At 68.0% G+C, this 18,015-nt stretch carries 15 protein-coding genes; 7 read left to right on the top strand and 8 right to left on the bottom strand.

What is annotated here, in order from left to right:
• The first annotated feature begins 170 nt into the window (after positions 1-170).
• From BM310_RS16800 to BM310_RS16810, 3 genes are all read left to right on the top strand, one after another.
• Positions 171-2,720: a GcvT family protein gene (locus BM310_RS16800; RefSeq protein WP_089809949.1), complete on the top strand. Its 2,550-nt coding sequence runs from the start codon at positions 171-173 to the stop codon at positions 2,718-2,720.
• A 21-nt stretch (positions 2,721-2,741) separates the two neighbouring features.
• Positions 2,742-3,989 (top strand): threonine ammonia-lyase, encoded by a 1,248-nt coding sequence (gene ilvA / locus BM310_RS16805; RefSeq protein WP_089809877.1) that lies wholly within the window; start codon positions 2,742-2,744, stop codon positions 3,987-3,989.
• A gap of 109 nt (positions 3,990-4,098) precedes the next feature.
• Positions 4,099-4,542, top strand: a complete 444-nt coding sequence (locus BM310_RS16810) for a universal stress protein (protein ID WP_089809879.1) — start codon at positions 4,099-4,101, stop codon at positions 4,540-4,542.
• A gap of 54 nt (positions 4,543-4,596) precedes the next feature.
• Here BM310_RS16810 and BM310_RS21525 read toward each other — a convergent pair whose 3' ends face one another.
• A complete protein-coding gene (locus BM310_RS21525; protein ID WP_177232677.1) occupies positions 4,597-4,758 on the bottom strand; it encodes a hypothetical protein in 162 nt (53 codons plus the stop codon).
• 473 nt (positions 4,759-5,231) lie between these two features.
• On the opposite strand from BM310_RS21525, the gene BM310_RS16815 reads away from it, so the two are divergent.
• Positions 5,232-6,986, top strand: a complete 1,755-nt coding sequence (locus BM310_RS16815) for a BCCT family transporter (RefSeq protein ID WP_089809881.1) — start codon at positions 5,232-5,234, stop codon at positions 6,984-6,986.
• A gap of 186 nt (positions 6,987-7,172) precedes the next feature.
• On the opposite strand, the gene BM310_RS16820 is transcribed toward BM310_RS16815, so the two are convergent.
• The 3 genes from BM310_RS16820 to folP all read right to left on the bottom strand — a co-directional run bounded on the left by BM310_RS16820 (position 7,173) and on the right by folP (position 10,484).
• Positions 7,173-7,415: a hypothetical protein gene (locus BM310_RS16820; RefSeq protein ID WP_089809883.1), complete on the bottom strand. Its 243-nt coding sequence runs from the start codon at positions 7,413-7,415 to the stop codon at positions 7,173-7,175.
• A gap of 2 nt (positions 7,416-7,417) precedes the next feature.
• Complete coding sequence (locus BM310_RS16825) at positions 7,418-8,005, bottom strand: hypothetical protein (RefSeq protein WP_089809885.1); 588 nt, start codon at positions 8,003-8,005, stop codon at positions 7,418-7,420.
• A gap of 82 nt (positions 8,006-8,087) precedes the next feature.
• Positions 8,088-10,484 (bottom strand): dihydropteroate synthase, encoded by a 2,397-nt coding sequence (gene folP / locus BM310_RS16830; RefSeq protein ID WP_089809887.1) that lies wholly within the window; start codon positions 10,482-10,484, stop codon positions 8,088-8,090.
• A 264-nt stretch (positions 10,485-10,748) separates the two neighbouring features.
• On the opposite strand from folP, the gene BM310_RS16835 reads away from it, so the two are divergent.
• Positions 10,749-12,473 (top strand): formate--tetrahydrofolate ligase, encoded by a 1,725-nt coding sequence (locus tag BM310_RS16835; protein ID WP_089809888.1) that lies wholly within the window; start codon positions 10,749-10,751, stop codon positions 12,471-12,473.
• Between the two features lie 152 nt (positions 12,474-12,625).
• On the opposite strand, the gene BM310_RS16840 is transcribed toward BM310_RS16835, so the two are convergent.
• Positions 12,626-13,006 carry a Rid family detoxifying hydrolase gene (locus BM310_RS16840; RefSeq protein WP_089809890.1) on the bottom strand — a complete coding sequence of 127 codons (381 nt, stop codon included), beginning with the start codon at positions 13,004-13,006 and terminating at the stop codon, positions 12,626-12,628.
• A gap of 94 nt (positions 13,007-13,100) precedes the next feature.
• Positions 13,101-13,511, bottom strand: a complete 411-nt coding sequence (locus BM310_RS16845; RefSeq protein WP_089809892.1) for an EamA family transporter — start codon at positions 13,509-13,511, stop codon at positions 13,101-13,103.
• A 195-nt stretch (positions 13,512-13,706) separates the two neighbouring features.
• Between BM310_RS16845 and BM310_RS16850 the strand changes: the two genes are divergently transcribed.
• The gene (locus BM310_RS16850; protein WP_218156470.1) at positions 13,707-14,936 is read left to right on the top strand and encodes an NAD-binding protein; all 1,230 of its coding nucleotides are present in this window, start codon (positions 13,707-13,709) and stop codon (positions 14,934-14,936) included.
• A gap of 47 nt (positions 14,937-14,983) precedes the next feature.
• Positions 14,984-16,840, top strand: coding sequence for a BCCT family transporter (locus BM310_RS16855; RefSeq protein WP_089809896.1), 1,857 nt, complete (start codon positions 14,984-14,986; stop codon positions 16,838-16,840).
• Between the two features lie 64 nt (positions 16,841-16,904).
• Here BM310_RS16855 and BM310_RS16860 read toward each other — a convergent pair whose 3' ends face one another.
• On the bottom strand, positions 16,905-17,480 hold the full coding sequence (locus tag BM310_RS16860; protein ID WP_089809898.1) for an anthranilate synthase component II: 576 nt from the start codon (positions 17,478-17,480) through the stop codon (positions 16,905-16,907).
• The coding region (locus BM310_RS16865) for a chorismate-binding protein (protein ID WP_177232678.1) at positions 17,477-18,015 on the bottom strand (539 nt) is incomplete at its 5' end. The genes BM310_RS16860 and BM310_RS16865, both read right to left, overlap by 4 nt.

The raw sequence follows: 18,015 nt of genomic DNA on the forward strand, positions 1-18,015 counted from the left end.
TCTCGACGTATTGTGGTTCGGCCCGCACGCCGAAGGCGGGGCGCGGAGCCCCGTTTTCAGAAACCGGCTGTTCGGTCGGTTGAGTGGGCGATACACCGGATACCGGCCGAATCGAGTTCTCCCCACCGGTGTATTTAAGACCGTGACAGATGCAGTCCGGCACGAGTCAGATGAGCACATCGGACCTCCCAGCAGAGACGGGTACCGTCGTCGTCGGCGCGGGCGCCGTCGGGTGTAGCGTCGCCTACCACCTGACGGAACTCGGCGCCGAGGACGTGACCGTCGTCGACCAGGGCCCCCTGCCGGTGACGGGCGGGTCGTCCGTCCACGCGCCGGGGATCATGTTCCAGACGTCGCCGTCGAAGATACAGACGAAGGCGGCGTACTACACCAGCAGATTCCTCTCGGACATCGACGCCTACGACGAGGTCGGGGGCATCGAGATCGCCCGGAGCGAAGCGCGGATGGACTTCCTCAGACGGCGCGTCGAGTGGGCCACGTCGTACGGACTCCCGGACCCGCAGTTGCTGTCGCCGGCCGAGGTGACCGAACAACTGCCGTTCGTCGAGGAATCGGAGATTCTCGGCGGCTACTACTCGCCGACGGACGGCCGCGTCGACGGCATCGCGGCCCTGCAGTGGTACATCGAACACGCCGACGCGGGGTTCTACGGGAACACCGAGGTGACCGACCTGGAAGTCGAGGGCGGCGAGATAACCGCCGTGGTCACCGACCGCGGGCGAATCGAGTGCGACCGGTGCGTCGTCGCGACGAACAACTGGGGCTACCAGACGGGACAGATGGCGGGCGTCGACCTGCCCATCACGCCCGTCGAACACCAGTACGTCGTCACCGAACCGATGGCGGAACTGGGCACCGACTCGTCGGGCGACGACCACACCGCCGGACTGGACGTGCCCGGCAACCGGGACATCCAGGAGGCGATGAGCGAGCGACCGCAGTACCCCGTCGGCCGCGACCAGGACCACTCGCTGTACTTCCGGACGCACGGCGACGCTCTCGGGATGGGGTCGTACAACCACGAACCGCTCCCGATAGACCCCGACGACATGGGGAAGAACTCCGAGGACAGACAGGCCTCCGTCCGCGGGTTCACCGACGAACACTGGGAGCGTCCGACCCACCCCAACCGCGACAAGTCGGCCAAGCAGGCGTTCGACGAACTCATCCCCGCGTCGGCTGAAAAAGCCTACGACGTCACGGAGAACGGCATCTTCGTCTTCACGCCGGACGGGATGCCCGCCGTCGGCGAGACGGCGCAGGTGGACGGCCTGTGGACCGCCCTCGCCATCTGGTGGACGCACTCGGCCGGGTACGGCCGCATCGTCGCCGAGTGGATGGAGAACGGCGTTCCGAGACTCCCCTCGGGACCGGTCGACACCGGCGGCATCCACGTCCGCCGGTTCGAACCGCACGCCGGCGAGAAGGACTACTTCGTCGACCGGGGCGCGAAGCGCTACGAGCAGGTCTACTCCATCGTCGAACCGCGGTGGCAACCCGACGACCACCGCGCCCTGCGGACGAGTCCGTTCTACCACCAACAGCAGGAACTCGGGGCGAACTTCGTGCAGAGCGGTGGCTGGGAGTCCGCGCAGTGGTACGAGTCGAACGCGGACCTGGTCGACCGCTACGAGGACGAGATTCCCGAACAGGAGGGCTGGCAGTCCGTCAACCGCTCTCCCATCGAGGGCGCCGAACACCTCCACACCCGCGAGAACGTGTCGATGTTCGACATGACCTCGTTCAGTTCGATAGCCGTCGAGGGCCCCGGTAGCGAAGCGTTCCTCCAGCGGGTGTGTAGTAACGACGTGGCGATAGACGAGGGGCAGGTCCGCTACTCGCTGCTGTTGAACGAGGGCGGCGGCATCCTCGCGGACGTCACCGTCGTCCGCCTCGGCGACGAGGAGTTCATGGTGACGACCGGCGGCGGGAACTCGCCCGGCATCCACGGCACCTGGCTGAAAGAGCGCGCCCCCGACGGCGTCTCCGTGAAGATAGAGGAGGGTGGCAAGACCACTATCGGTCTGTGGGGTCCGGACTCGCGACTGCTCTTGCAGCGATGCACCGACGCCGACGTGTCGAGCGACGGCTTCGGCTACTTCCGGGCGAAGGAGATGTACGTCGGCGAGGTGCCCGTCGTCGCCCTCCGCGTCTCCTACGTCGGCGAACTCGGCTGGGAACTGTGGGCGCCCGCGGAGTACGGCAACCGCCTCTGGGAGACGCTCTGGGAGGCCGGGCAGGACCTCGACGTGCGCCCGATGGGCGGCGGGGCGCTGGAGTCGATGCGACTGGAGAAGGGGTTCCGCCTCTGGGGAACCGACATCGACACCGACGCCAACCCGTTCGAGGCGGGCCTCTCGTTCGCCGTCGACATGGACACCGACTTCGTCGGCAAGGAAGCGCTGGAAACCGCGCAAGACGAGGGTATCGACTCGAAGATAACGCCGCTGACGCTCGACGACTCGACCGACATCCTGCTGAGCGGTCGCCCCGTCCTGAAGGACGGCGAGAAGATCGGCTACGTGCAGGCGGCCGACTTCGGATACAGCATCGGCGAGTCGATAGCGTACACGTACCTCCCGGCGGAGTACGCCGAGGCGGGCACGGACGTCGAAGTGCTCTGCGAGGGCGAACGGTACGACGCGACGGTCCGCGACGAACCGCTGTTCGACCCCGGCCGGGAGAAGATACTGCGCTGAACCCGTGACAGACCACGACCCATGACCTCGACAGAATCAATGGACCTCCCCGTCCAGTACGCCGACATCGAACGGGCGCGCGAACGCCTCGACAACGACAGCGTCGTCAAGCAGACGCCGGTCGAACGGAGTTCGTCGCTCGACGAGTTCGTCGGCGGCACGGTGTACCTGAAGATGGAACACCTCCAGTGGACGGGGTCGTTCAAGACGCGCGGGGCGTACAACAAGATCAGCCAGTCCGTCGAGGAGGGCGTCGACGAGTTCGTCGCGGCCAGCGCCGGCAACCACGCGCAGGGCGTCGCCCTCGCGGCGACGGAGTGCGGCGCGGACGCGACCATCTACATGCCGACGAACGCGCCGCAGGCGAAGGTGAACGCCACCCGGTCCTACGGCGCGACGGTCGAACTCGTCGGCAAGGACTTCCAGGAGACGATGTCGCACGCGAAGGCGGCCGTCGAGGAGACGGACGCCCAGTTCGTCCACGCCTACGACGACACGGACATCATCGCGGGGCAGGGAACGCTCGGCATCGAGATGTACCACGACAACCCGGACGTGGACACCGTCGTCGTCCCCATCGGCGGCGGCGGCCTCATCAGCGGCATCGCCACGGCTATCAAGCATCTCTCCCCGGAGACGCGCGTCGTCGGCGTGCAGGCGACGGGCGCCGAGACGGTCCACGAGAGTCTGGACAAGGGGATGCCGGTGACGCTGGACGAGGTGGACACCATCGCCGACGGCATCGCCACCGGCGGCATCTCGGAGACGACGCTCAGCATCATCGAAGCGCACGTCGACGAGGTGGTGACGGTCACGGACACGCAGATAGCGGAGGCCATCCTCCTCCTGTTGGAGCGAGCGAAGCAGGCCGTCGAGGGCGCGGGTGCCGCCTCAGTCGCGGCGATACTGAGCGACGACCTGGACGTCTCGGGCGAGACGGTGATGCCGCTTCTCTGCGGCGGGAACCTCGACATGACGCAGTTGCAGACGGTGCTGGTGCACGCCCTCACGAAGCGCCAGCAACTGCTCAGACTGCGCGTCCGCATCGACGACCGACCGGGCGTGATGGAGGAGATAGCCGGCGTCATCGGCGACTACGGCGCGAACATCCAAGACGTGCGCCACGACCGCTCGGTCGACGACTTGGACATCGGCGAGGCGTTTCTGGTGTTCAGAGTCGAGGCCAGCGGGAGCGAACACGCGAACTCCATCGTCGAGGGACTTCGAGAGGCCGGCTACCCCGTCGAGAACATCGCCCAGACGCTCTGAGCGCGCGGGCCGTCCGAACGGTTTCCCTCGATTGCTCCCGACTGTCGTTCGTTCCTGTCGATACGGGAAAACCTATTTTATCCACGAGATGAATCCTCAACTGTCGTTCATGTACGATAACATCTTGCTGCCGTACGACGGGAGCGACGAGGCGAAGCGGGGAGCAGAGCACGGCATCCAACTGGCGAAGCGACTCGGGTCGACGGTTCACGGGCTCTACGTGATAGACCTGCCCGGCGTCCCCAGGGCGTTGTCCCTGCGGGACGACGAGGAGCAACTTCGCGAGGAGTACCACGAGTACGGAGAGGAGTGCCTCGCGGAGATATGTGCCATCGCCGAAGAGAACGGCGTCGAGTGCACGACGAACATCCGAACCGGGTCTCAGAGCGACAAGATAGTCCAGTTCGCGGACGAGGAGGGGATGGACGCCATCGTGATGGCGTCGGCGTACCGGGGAACGCTGGGCAACCTCATCGGCGGAACGACCGACCGGGTGGTGCGAACCGCGACGGTGCCGGTCATCTCCCAGCGGATGTCCCGCGACGACCTGTGAGTGCGTCGCGGTCACTCTCTTCTCGGGCGCGTTCGGCCGGGAGCGACGCCTCGGTCAGTCGTCTGCCAGCGCCGTCTCTCGGAAGTAAATCACGATACTCGTGCCCAGAAAGCACAGTCCCGCCAACGAGAGGTCCCCCGTCGCCGCTAGCGCGAGGCCGGCGAGTACGAGCAGTCCCGCCAGTACCGCGGCAGCAGTCCGAAGTGGCCGTGCCATACGGGCCACTCGCGGCCGAGACAGGTAAGCGCTCCCCACCTGTGTTCCGCGAGGGGAGCGCCGTCGCTCGAATGGAAAGATATCCGACCGGTCGAGTCCTCGAACACGACCTCTAGGCTGCCGTAGTTTTCTTAAGTCTGACCGCACACGTGTCTACCGGACACCCGTGAACGGCCAGTACGAGACTTCTCAGCCGCTCCGAACTGGTCGAATCGGCCGAAAAAGACACCTCAGAGAGCCAGCTACCGCCTAGTTTTAATATACATCAATAATTGTGTGCGTGTGAGGTTGTGTGCCATGTGACGGAGGCACAACGACGGGCGCAGTGGTGCGCCCCACGTGGTGAGAGACGAGACGGGGCCGGTGGCTGTCGACCCCCGAGTGACGCCAACCGAACGACCGATTCACGAACGGAGTCGTCGATTATGATACCAAGCAAGCAAGCGCGGCAGTGTCGCACGGAGGGGTAACGCATGTCAGATAGTGACGAGACGACCGGAGAGATGTCCGACGGACTGCAGGTAGAACTGTTCCACCCCGACTCCGACCGGGAGCCGGGTGACACGAACATCCAGCGGTTCGGGTTCGACATCCACCCTGTGGTGTTCCCCGTCGCGCTGGTCATCATCGGCCTGTTCATCGGCGCGACGCTCCTTCTGGGCGAGCAGGCGGCGAACACGTACTCGGCGGTGCGGAGCTTCTTCGAGGGGAACTTCGGCTGGTTCTTCCTCATGGCGGTGAACATCTTCATCGTCACCATCCTCTACTTCGCGATCGGAAAGTACGGCACCATCCGCATCGGCGGCGTCGAAGCCGAGAAGGAGTTCAGCGACTTCTCGTGGATGGCGATGCTGTTCAGCGCCGGCATGGGTATCGGGCTCATGTTCTTCAGCGTCTCGGAGCCGCTGTACTACTTCCAGAACGTCCCCGGCTTCTTCGGGGGCGAAGCAGGCACCGGCGCCGCGGCGTCCGCCGCGATGGCGCAGACGTTCTTCCACTGGGGCTTCCACCCGTGGGCGATATACGGGTTGGTCGGCCTCGGACTCGCGTTCTTCTCGTTCAACCGCGGGCTTCCGCTGACGTTCCGGTCGATATTCTGGCCGCTGCTGGGCGAGCGAATCTACGGCTGGCCCGGCCACGTCATCGACCTGGTGACGGTGTTCGCGACGCTGTTCGGCCTCGCGACGTCGCTCGGTCTGGGCGTCGCGCAGGTGAACACCGGCCTCTCGTACGTCGGCGGAGACATGCTCGGTCTGGTCAGCATTCCGACCGGGCCTCTCCCGCAGATAATCCTCATCGGCGCCATCACGCTCATCGCGACGGCGTCCGTCGCGGCGGGCCTCGAAGGCGGCGTCAAACGGCTGAGCACCGTCAACCTCTACCTGATGTTCACCCTGCTCGGGTTCCTCCTCGTCGTCGGTCCCACCGTCTACATCTTCGGCGCGTGGGCGCAGGGGCTCGGCACCTACTTCGGAAACCTGCTCTCCCTGTCGTTCTTCACGGGGACGATGGGCGCCGGGCAGGGTACCGTGCAGGGCTGGACGGTGTTCTACTGGGCGTGGTGGATCGCCTGGTCGCCGTTCGTCGGCATGTTCATCGCGCGCATCTCGAAGGGACGGACCGTCCGCGAGTTCGTCATGGGCGTGCTGTTCCTGCCGTCGCTGTTCTCGACCATCTGGCTGTCGGCGTTCGGCGGGAGCGCCCTGTTCAACTCGCTGCAGGGGAACGGCGCGGCGCTGGCGACGTACAACGAGTTCGGCCAGACCGTCGCGATGTTCGCCCTGCTCGAACAGTTCCCGCTGGGAGTCATCTCGGGCCTGCTCGCGACGGTCCTGGTCATCACGTTCTTCGTCACGTCGTCGGACTCGGGGTCGCTGGTCATCGACCACCTGACCTCGGGCGGCAAGCACGACGTCCCGAAGACGCAGCGCATCTTCTGGGCGGTGACCGAGGGCGCCGTCGCCGCACTCCTGCTGTGGGGCGGCGGCCTCAACGCGTTGCAGACGGCGGCCATCGCGACGGGCTTCCCGTTCGCCGTGATACTCGTCCTGATGTGCTACACGGTCTATCAGGGCTTGAAGAATGAGTACGAGATACTGGCCTCCGAGCAGTTCGCGGAGCGCATCGAACACATGACCGCAGAGGAGGACGTGGACGTGGTCACGTCCGGGAACGAGATGGTGACCGACATCCAGGGAGGTGCAGACGCCGAAGGGGGGAGCGACTGACGAATCGCCACGCGCGGTTTCACCCGCCCGTCGCCTGACGTGTCGCCGATAGCAACCACGCTTCTCATTCTCGCCGCTCTCGGAGCCGTCAGTCCGCCGTATCCGCCGTCAGCGGCGTTCCGTTGCGTCCGTCGCCGGTCGCCTCTGTTGCGTCCGTCGCCGGTGGCCGGTAGTCGCCGCCCGACGTCAGTAGTACTTCCACTCGTCGTCTTCGTCCCCTTCGCTCACGTCCGACTCACTGGAGCCGTCCGCCTCGTCGGGCCACTCGATACCGCCCCGGAGGTGTCGGTACACCGTGGCGGCGAACGCCACGAGGAGGGCGAACAGGAGGAGCGTCCCCACGATGGGGACGACCCCGACAACCACGTCGAAGAGGCCGCCGCCATCGAACTGGAGGACGCCGACGCCGGGTACGATGTCCCCCACCATCGTCACTCCGCGTTCGGCCGCGGTTCGCTCGCGTGGACCCAGCGACGCGCCGGGCCGCCGAGTCCGACCGCGGCGACGGCGCCCCAGACGAGCAGTCCGACGAGGAACGGTGCGACCAGCCAGACCATCGCAGTGAACGCGGCGACGAGGACGAGTCCGACCCACGGGTCCGACATGCCCGTCGTCTCGGCGACCCACGCGCCGTCGACGGCGAACCCGTAGCCGACGAGCGAGAGGACGAACAGCCCGAGGACGGCGACGAGCACCGACGAGAGGAGCGGCGACGCGACGCCGATGCGCGAGAGTTGGCTGAACGCGTAGCCGACGAGGAACACGACCAGAACGTAGGCCATGACGCCGTACAGCAACGAGAGCGCGGGGCTCTCTGCGGACGCGTCCACCGCCTCGTTGAGACGCCCGCCGAACCAGTAGAGCGTCCCGCCGCCGAACAGCAGCGTCGAGACGAGGGCGACGCCCGCCCTGACGGTCGGCGGCGCGTCCAGGAGTCTGCCGACCTCAGATAGCTGTCCGAAGACGGGCGGCCGTGCGAGGACTCCCGTCACCGCGAACTCGGCGGCGAGCGACGACATGCCTCCACGTTGGGCGAGCGGTGACCAAAAGGTGGGGGGTGTGAGCCGGACGGCGGCCTCGGTTCGCGAACGCGGACGCCGGTCAGTCGGACCCGGTCGTCGCCGCGACGGTCCGGACCACGGCGGCGTTCTCCGCGACGTCGTGGACGCGGACCACGTCGGCGGCGCGTTCGGCCGCTATCGCCGTCGCCGCTAAGGTCGGCGGGAGTCTGTCGTCGCCGTCGCCCGAGACGCCCGCGAACATCGACTTCTGCGAGTGGCCGAGCATCACCGGACAGCCGAGGGCGCGGAACTCGCCGAGGCGGTCCACCAGTTCCATCGACTCCGCGGCGGACTTCCCGAACCCGCACCCGGGGTCGACGAGAATCCGCTCTCGGTCGACGCCGGCCCGTTCGGCGTGCAGGACGGTCTCCGCGAGTTCGGTCCGCACGTCTTCGACGACGTCGTCGTACGCCGCCGACCGGTCGGGGTCGACGGGCGCGGAGAGACTGTGCATCAGGACGAGGCCGGCGTCGTGGTCGGCGACGACGAAGCGCATCTCCGGATCCGACAGCCCCGAGACGTCGTTGACCACGTCGGCGCCGGCGTCGAGTGCCGCGTCCGCGACGGCCGCCTTGCGCGTGTCCACCGACACCGGAACGTCGAGCGACGAGAGTTCCTCGACGACCGGGACGACGCGGTCGATTTCGGTCTCGACCGGGACGGGATCGGCGCCGGGTCGCGTGCTCTCGCCCCCCACGTCGACGACGTCGGCGCCCGCGGCGACCATCTCCTCGGCGCGTTCGACGGCCGCGTCGAGGGCGTCGTACTCCCCGCCGTCGTGGAAGCTGTCCGGCGTCACGTTCAGGATGCCCATGACGGCCGTTCCGTCGACGCCGAACGGCCCACTCCGGGCCGACGAGCCGTCGAGTCGGGCCCTCAGTTGCGTCGCGACGTGCGCCAGTCCCAGTCCGGCGTCGTCGAGGTGTCCGGCGAGCGAGCGGAGTTCGGTCGCCGACCCCGAGAGGACGACGCGGTCGAGTTTCTCCGGCGTTCCCGCCGAGGACCGGACGCAGGTTCCGCCGACGGCCTCGAACCGTTCGGCGACCGTCTCCGCCTGGTCGTGCCGGAGGAACGTCTCGAACACGCTCGGTTCGACTCCTCGCGCCTCCTCCGATGCCCCTGCCGTCTCCTCGGACCGGTTCGTCGCGCGGGGTGGTACCCGGTCTTTGGGGACCACCTGTCGCGTCCAGCGGTCCCGCGCCTCCGCGACGGCGTACAGCGACCCCGTGACGAGGACGAAGTCGTCCTCCCCGGCCCGACGAATCGCTCGGTCCACCGCTTCGGCCACCGAGGGGACGCGGTTCACCGTCGCCGCGTGCCCCTCGAAGGCGTCCGCGAGCGAGTCGACCGACTCCGCCCGGTCGAGTTGCGGTCGCGTGACGAACGCCCGTTCGACCGCCGGAAGCGACGCTATCATCTCGTCGTACGCCTTGTCGGACATCGCCGCGAAGACCACGTGCAGGTCCTCGTACTCGTAGCGGTCGAGCAGGTCCGAGAGCGTGGCGGCAGCGCCGGGGTTGTGCGACCCGTCGAGGACGACGGTCGGGTCGCGGTCGACGAGTTCGAACCGCCCCGGCCACGTCGCCTGCCGCAACCCCCCCGCTATCGTCCGCTCGTCCACCGCCGCGACCTGTCGTGCCAGCGTCGCGGCGACCCCGGCGTTCGTCGCCTGGTGCCCTCCGAGGAGCGTCAGCGCCGTCTCCAGCGACCAGTCCGGTCCCGTGATGGCCACTTCGCTCTCGACGTCCGACCGCATGCCGTTCTCCGTGGCGACGACGTCGGCGTCCGCGGGACCGACCGTCGTCACGTCCGTCTCGCCCCGAATCGCGTCCAGTGCGGCGCCGTCGGCACCCGTCACCAGCGGTGCCCCCGCGGGCGCGACCTGCGCCTTGTCGCGGGCGATCTCCTCGACGGTGTCGCCGAGCAGGTCGGTGTGTTCGAGGCTGACGCTCGTGACCGCGCTCGCGACGGGGTCGACGGCGCTGGTCGCGTCGTAGCGCCCGCCGATACCGACTTCGAGAACCGCCACGTCCGCGTCCGCGGCGGCGAATCGGTGGAGGGCGAGGGCGGTGATGACCTCGAAGTGCGTCGGGGCGTCGTCCTCCTCTCGGAGACGTTCCAGACAGGGTTCGAGCCGTTCGAACGTCGACGCGACGCCGGACTTGGACGCTTTCCGGCCGTCGATTCGAATCTGCTCGCGGAAGTCGTTCAGTTTCGGCGACGTGAACAGGCCCACGTCGTACCCGGCAGCCCGGAGGACGCTGTCGAGCATCCGCGCGGTGCTCCCCTTGCCGTTGGAACCGGCGACCTGGACGCAGTCCATCGACGCCTGCGGGTCGCCGAGGTGCGAGAGCATCCGTGCGGTCGTTTCCGTCCCGAGTTTCGGCCGCCGTCGCCTGAGCCCGTTCAGGCGCTCGGCCGCTTCGTGGTACTGCATGGCACATATGCCCGATGGCCGACTGATTAACCTGTCGGCGAGCGACGAGAGAACGAAGTTTCGAGGGGTTCAGAGCGCCGAATTCGGCATTTCGGGTCGCTCGCCGAAGCCCGAACGAGCGATGCCCCGCGAAGAAGCTCGTCGTGTCAGAAATCGAATTAGATGAGCCACTGTCGCGAACGACCGGCCGTCGAAACACGTCGTTTCCCGCTTCTGTTACCTACGCAAACGTTCTTACAGCGCCCTCGTGGAGTCTTCGGTGAGATGTCTTCATCCGACGAGGAGGAGTCGATGCCGTCAGACTACGAGATTGCACAGTCCGCGGACCCGGTCCCGATCTGGGACCTCCTCGAACCGTGGGACCTCGGCAACGAGGACCTGCAGTACTACGGGGAGTACAAGGCGAAAGTCGAACATCACGCGGTCGAACGCCTCCGCGAGGACGCCGAGGACCGCGCGAACAACCTCGTCCTCGTGACCGGAATGACGCCGACGCCCCTCGGCGAGGGGAAGACCGTGACGACGGTCGGTCTGGGCCAGACGCTCGACCACATCGGCGAGGACGCGATGATAGCCATCCGCGAACCGTCGCTCGGTCCGGTGTTCGGGGTCAAAGGCGGCGCCGCGGGCGGCGGTTACTCGCAGGTACTGCCGATGGAGGACATCAACCTCCACTTCACGGGCGACCTGCACGCTCTCACGGCGGCGCACAACCTCGTCGCCGCCATGCTCGACGCCAAGGTGTCGCAGGGCAACGAGTTGAACGTCGACGTGAACGACGTGGCGTGGCCCCGCGCCCTCGACATGAACGACCGGGCCCTCCGCGAGACGGTAGTCGGCCTCGGCGGCAAGTCCGGCGGGACGCCCCGCGAGGACGGCTTCCTCCTCACGGCGGCGTCGGAGATGATGGCTGTACTCTGTCTGGCGAGCGACCTCGAAGACCTCAAAGAGCGCATCGCGCGCATCATCGTGGCCTACGACGACGACGGCGAACCGATAACCGTCGACGACATCGAGGCCACGGGCGCGGTGGCGATGCTCCTGCGCGACGCCATCAAGCCGAACATCGTCCAGACGATAGAGGGGACGCCCGCGTTCGTCCACGGCGGCCCGTTCGCGAACATCGCCCACGGGACGAACTCGCTCATCGCCGACAAGGCCGCGTTCGGGATGGGCGACTACCTCGTCACCGAGGCCGGGTTCGGTTCCGACCTCGGCGCCGAGAAGTTCATGAACATCGTCTGCCGCCTCGGCGACATGACGCCGAACGCCGTCGTCATGGTCGCCTCCGTCCGCGCGCTCAAGTACCACGGCGAGGACATGTGGCCCGCGGACTTCGACGCCATCGAGGAGGCGGGCGTCGACGCGATAGAACGGGGCTTCGAGAACCTCGACAAACACGTCGAGAACCTCCAGAAGTTCGGCGTCCCCGTCGTCGTCGCCGTCAACCGCTTCCCGGACGACACCGACGAGGAGGTCCAGACGGTGCTCGACCACTGTCGGGACGACCTGGACGTGAAGGCCGCGGAGTCGACGGTGTTCGGCGAGGGGAGCGAGGGCGGCGAGGAACTCGCCGAACGCGTCGTCACCGAAGTCGAGAACAACGACCCCGAGGAGTTCAGCCCCCTGTACGAGGACGAGGCGTCCATCAAGGAGAAGATAGAGACCGTCGCGACCGAGATATACGGCGCCGACGGCGTAACCTACACGGGCACCGCCGACGAGGACATCGAGCGCATGGAGCGGTTGGGCTTCGAGGAGTTCCCCGTCTGCCTCTCGAAGACGTTCCACTCGCTGAGCGACGACGCCAGCGAGAAGGGCGCGCCGGAGGACTGGACGCTCGAAGTTCGCGAGATATACCCGTCCGCCGGGGCGGGCTTCCTCGTCGCCCTCACCGGCGACGTGCTGACGATGCCGGGCCTGCCGGCGGACCCCGCCGCCGCGGACATGGACATCGACGAGGACGGGAACATCTCGGGCCTGTTCTGAGCGTCTGACCGCGCCGGTCCGGACGCGGCCCTCGCGTCCGGATTTGTCGTCTCGTCCGGACCGTTCGTTCGTCCCGTCCGCCGTCCCGTCGTCTCGTCGTTCGCCCGAGGGCGGAGCGGTCCGTTCGCTCGAAAGAATCAGTTACGCCGCCGTCACTCGCTGGACGCGATGGCCTCTATCTCGACGGCGGCCCCTTTCGGCACCGCGCCGGCCTCGACTGCGCTCCGCGCCGGCGGGTCCTCCTCGAAGTACTCGCCGTACGCCTCGTTGAACGCGTCGAAGTCGTCGATGTCGTCGAGGAAGACGGTGGTCTTGAGCACGTCGTCGAGCGAGAGGCCCTCGGACTCGAGGATGGCCTCGACGTTCTCCAGACACTGCCGCGTCTGTTCGTCGACCGGTCGGTCGTCGAGCAACTCTCCGTCCGTCGTCAGGGGGAGTTGGCCCGCCGTGATGAGTACGTCGCCGTTCGTCGTCGCCTGACTGTACGCTCCGACTGCCGCCGGCGCGTCGTCGGTGCTGATAGTTCGCTTCACGTCCCGGCGTACCGACGCCCGTCCCTTAAAATCGGCCACGGCGGGGTCGAACGGCACGTCCTGTCGGCGTCCGGACGCGTCGTGCGACGGCGGCTCAGCGGTTGATGACGAACAGCGCAACGAGTACGAGTCCGATTCCGGCGAGTCTGTTGACCGTCAGCGATTCGTCGAGGAAGACGATACTGATGACCGCCGCGGTGACGAAGTACATCCCGCCGATGGTCGAGACGACGGTGGTCGACCCGACGGTGACCCCGACGAACGTCGAGAGGACACCTATCGCCGCCGCGACGCCGGCGACGGCCGCGAACGCGACGCCGCGAGTCGTGAGGGCGTACGAGGCGTCCGAGACGACGACGTACGCGCCCGTGAGGACCGCCGCGGTGAAGTAGGAGACGAACGCGGCCATCTCGGGGTCGATGGCGTTCGAGGCGACGTCGCCGAACACGATCCAGAACCCCCACGCGACCATCGTCCCGAGACCGAACAGCACGGCCGCGTTCATCCTCCGTCCCTCCCGGCACAGTCGGTCGGTCGGCCTCGCGTTCGGTACGGGTTCGCCGAAGCGAACAGTCGGTCCATGAGTCGGACCACTCGTCGGAGACGGTTCAGTCCCCGCGCCGACACGACCGGTCGGGACGCTGATACGCTGTGTCCGGACGGTGGCCGTCTTTAAGTTCTGCGGCGGACCAGTATGACTGTGGTTGACACACCCGACGGGCCGCGGGAGCAGGCGTTCGAGGAGGTGTTCTACCCCGCCGACCGAATCCCGTTCGTCGAGTGGCGCGAGTTCTCCGGGTCGAAGCCCACCGTCGCGCTGACGGCGTCCATCGCCGTCGTCGCGTTCGTCACCGGGCTCTCGAACCTCAGCCGAGAGGCCGTGACGCTGGCGGGACCGCTCGCACCGTTCCTCCCGGGGGCGTCGGCGTTCGTGCAGTTCGCCGGTGTCCTGTTCGCGTTCGTCATCGGCCTCCTCGCCGTCGGCCTGCGTCGACGGAAACGGCTCGCCTGGCGCGTCTCGATGGTCGTCCTTCCCGGCCTCGCGGTGCTTCCGCTGACGACGCTCCAGACGACGGACGTGCCGTTACTCGCACTCATCGGCGTCACCGTGCCCCTGCTGGTCAGGAACCGAGACCGGTTCGACCAGTCCGTGGACCTCTCGCCGTTGCAGGTGGCGTCGCTGTCGGCGTTCGTCGCGGTCGGACTGTACGGAACCATCGGCGCGTACGGCCTGCGCGCGGACTTCCTCGAACTCGATAGCTGGGGCGACGCAGTGTACTTCGTCATCGTCACCATCGCCACGGTGGGGTACGGCGACATCACGCCGACGACGCCGGAGGCGCAGTGGTTCGCGCTCTCGGTCATCCTGTTCGGCACCGGCGCGTTCACCGTCGCCGTCGGTGCCCTCGTCGGCCCGGCAATCGAGTCGCGGATGGCCACGGTGTTCGGAAACATGACAGCCTCGGAACTCACGCTCCTCGAGGACCACGTCGTGGTCCTCGGACACGGAACCGTCACGGAATCGCTCCTCGCCGCACTCGACGACGAGACGGACCTCGTCGTCGTGACGCCGGACGCGGACGCGGCGTCGAGACTCACGTCCGCCGGCCGGAACGTCCTCACCGGCGACCCGACGGACGAAGCCGTTCTGGAGGACGCCCGCGTGGACGCCGCCCGCGGCGTCGTTGTCGGCGGCGACGACGACGCCCGGAACGTGCTCTCGGTGCTGGCGACGAACAACGTCGCCCCGGACGTTCGCGTCGTCGCGGCGGCGAGCGAAGCGAAGCACGCCGACAAACTGACCGCCGTCGGCGCCGACCGGGTCGTCAACCCGCGGACGGTCGGCGGCACGCTACTCGGGCAGTCCGTGCTCGGCCGCCTCGACGACGTGTCGGTGTCGGACCTCCTCGACGGCGGCGGGACGGAGTGACGGCACGTGCCCAGAACGCCTAACGACCGGAATCCAGCCACCCAGTCATGAGCGAGTCCGGAGCCAACGACGCCGAGCGAACCGTCGCCGCGATACTCGCACCGCTCTGTGCAGCGTCGGGTGCTATCGTCCTCTCCGGGTTCTTCTTCCCGTCGTTCGTCGGCGACGCCGTCTCGGGCGCGAGTTGGCTCGCGGTGTCGCTCGTGTTCTTCAGTTCGGGACTGGGCTACCTCGCCGTGATGCCGTACTCGTCGCTGGCGACGGACCGCGGAGGCGAGTCGAGACTGCTCGGCGTCCGGTCGCCGAACGTGCGGAACCTTATCGGCGAGTTCGTCGACGAACAGAACCCGGTGACGCTCGCTCTACCCCTCGCCGTGTTCGTCGCGTACCTCGGCCTGCAGTTCGTCGCCCCCGCGGCCACGACGGCGGCGGTGGACGCCCTCGCGACGCGCGTCCTGACGGGGTTCGGCCCGCTGTTCCTCGGGAGCGTCCTGCTCGCCGTCTGCTACTGCGGCCTGTTGCTCTTCGGGCCGTGGGGCGACGTCGTCCTCGGCGGCCCGGACGCGGAACCGACGTACACCTACCCGACGTACTTCTCCCTCGTGTTCACCGCCGGCATCGCCGCCGGCATCGTGTTCTGGGGCCCCGCCGAGGCGCTGTTTCACTACCGCGACCCGCCGCCGTACTTCGGCGCGGCCCCGGAGACGAACGCGGCTATCGGGGGCGCGCTCACCTACACGCTGTTCCACTGGGGCGTCTCGGCGTGGAGCGCGTACGCCGTCGTCGGCGTGCCGATAGCGTACTTCGTCTTCCAACGCGGCGCGCCCCTCCGCGTCTCGACGATACTCGCCCCGTTCCTCGGCGTGGACGGACTGGACTCCGTCTGGAGTTCGCTCGTGGACACGCTCGCCGTGTTCGCGACTATCGGCGGCATCGCCACGTCCATCGCGCTGGTGAGCAGGCAGTTCCTCGCGGGCATCGGCTACCAGTGGGACGTCTCGACGGGCACCGTCGGCTCGGTGCTGTTCGTCGGCGGCCTCACCCTCATCTACGTCGTCTCCTGCGAGACGGGCGTCCACCGGGGAATCAGGCGCATCGCCGGCCTCAACGTCGTCCTGTTCGGTCTGTTCGCCCTCCTCGTCGCCGCAGTCGGCCCGCGGTCGTTCGTCGTCGAACGAGGTGTCGCGGCGCTCGGAAGCTACGCGCTCAACTTCCCGTCGCTGAGCCTGTACGCGGGGTCGGAGTGGGTCACCGACTGGACCGTCTGGAACTGGTCGTGGTGGTTCTCGTGGGCGCCGTTCGCCGGCCTGTTCCTCGCCGCCCTCTCGCGCGGCCGGCGGGTCCGAACCGTCGTGTTCACCAGCGTCGTCGCCACCTCGGCCGCGACGCTCGTCTGGTTCCTCCTCGTCGGCGGGACGACGCTGCACGTCCAGCACACCGGCCGCGCGGACGTGCTCGGGGCCATCGCCGCCCGCGGCGGCACCGAAGCCGTCGCGGGGTTCCCCCTGTTCGAGGCGCTCCCGGTGAGTCGGCTGCTGATGTTCCTGTTTCTCGCGCTCATCGTCGTGTTCATCGTCACCTCGGCGGACACGTCCACGCTCGTCGTGGCGATACTGACGGCCGAACGCGGCCGCGCCCCCTCGACGGTGAGCGTCGTCTTCTGGGGCGTCTTTCAGGGCGCCGTCGCCGTCTCGGTGCTGGTGCTCGGCGGCAGCGAGACGCTGCAGGCGCTGGCCGTGCTGACCGGCGGCCCGTTCGCCGTCGTCTCGCTGGTCGCGCTGGCGGGGTTGACGCTGACGTTCCTGCGACACGAACGCGGGCACACGTCGGTCGTCGCCCGCGCCCTCGGCCGACTCCCGACGATACACACGCACCGCGACGTGGACCCGCCCGACGACGAGTGAGCGTGCCGGGCGACGAGCAGGTCCGCTCACCGACGGACGCGCCACCGGGCGACGAGCGGGCGGTTCAGACGCCCGCGTAGGAGGTGCAGAAGTTCTCGACGACGCGCTTCCCGGCGTCGGTGAGGATGCTCTCGGGGTGGTACTGGACGCCGAGGTGCGGCCTGTCGGCGCGTTCGACGCCCATCACGACCCGGCGGTCGTCGGTCGTCCGCGCCGTCACGTCGAGTTCGTCGGGTAGGTCCGCCGCCGCGACGGCCAGCGAGTGGTAGCGACCGACCTCGAACGGGTCCGCGACGCCCTCGTAGAGGTCGGAGCCGTCGTGGCGTATCTCGGACGGCTTGCCGTGGACCACCTCGGGGGCGTGGCCGACGGGCGCGCCGAGGGCCGCACAGAGCGCCTGATGGCCGAGACAGACGCCGAGCGTCGGATAGCTCGTCTCCGCGAAGATGTCGACGGAGACGCCGGCGTCGGCGGGCGTGCCGGGACCGGGCGAGACGACGATGCCGTCCGGGTCGAGGTCCCGAACCCCCGCCACGTCTATCTCGTCGTTGCGGCGGACGACCACCTCGTCCGCGAACTCGCCGACGTACTGGACGAGGTTGTACGCGAACGAGTCGTAGTTGTCCACGACGAGTATCATCGCAGGCCTCCCGTCGGGTCGGCCGCCTCGACGGCGAACGACCCCTGTTCGCCGAGGGCCTCGTCGACCGCGTTCACGAGGGCTCGCGCCTTGTCGAGCGTCTCCCGGTACTCGGCGTCGGGGACGGAGTCGTGGACGACGCCCGCGCCGACGCGGAGTCGGTACTCGCCCTCCCGTCGGACGAGCGTACGGATGACGATGTTGAGCGTCGCCCGGTCGTCGAAGCCGAAGACGCCGACGCTCCCGGTGTACGGGCCGCGGCGCGTCGCCTCCACCTCGTCGACGAGTTCCATGGTGCGCGGTTTCGGCGCGCCGGTGATGGTGCCGCCCGGGAAGACGGCGGCGACGGCGTCCGCGATGTCGACGTCGTCGCGCGCCCGCCCCTCCACGAGGGAGACTAGGTGCATCACCTCGGAGTAGCGGTCCACGCGACGGTACTCGGACACCTCGACGCTGCCGTACTCGCTCACCTTCCCGAGGTCGTTGCGTTCGAGGTCCACCAGCATCGCGTGTTCGGCGCGTTCCTTCTCGTCGG

Origin of the sequence: Halogeometricum rufum (assembly GCF_900112175.1) — an archaeon.
GTDB lineage: Archaea > Halobacteriota > Halobacteria > Halobacteriales > Haloferacaceae > Halogeometricum > Halogeometricum rufum.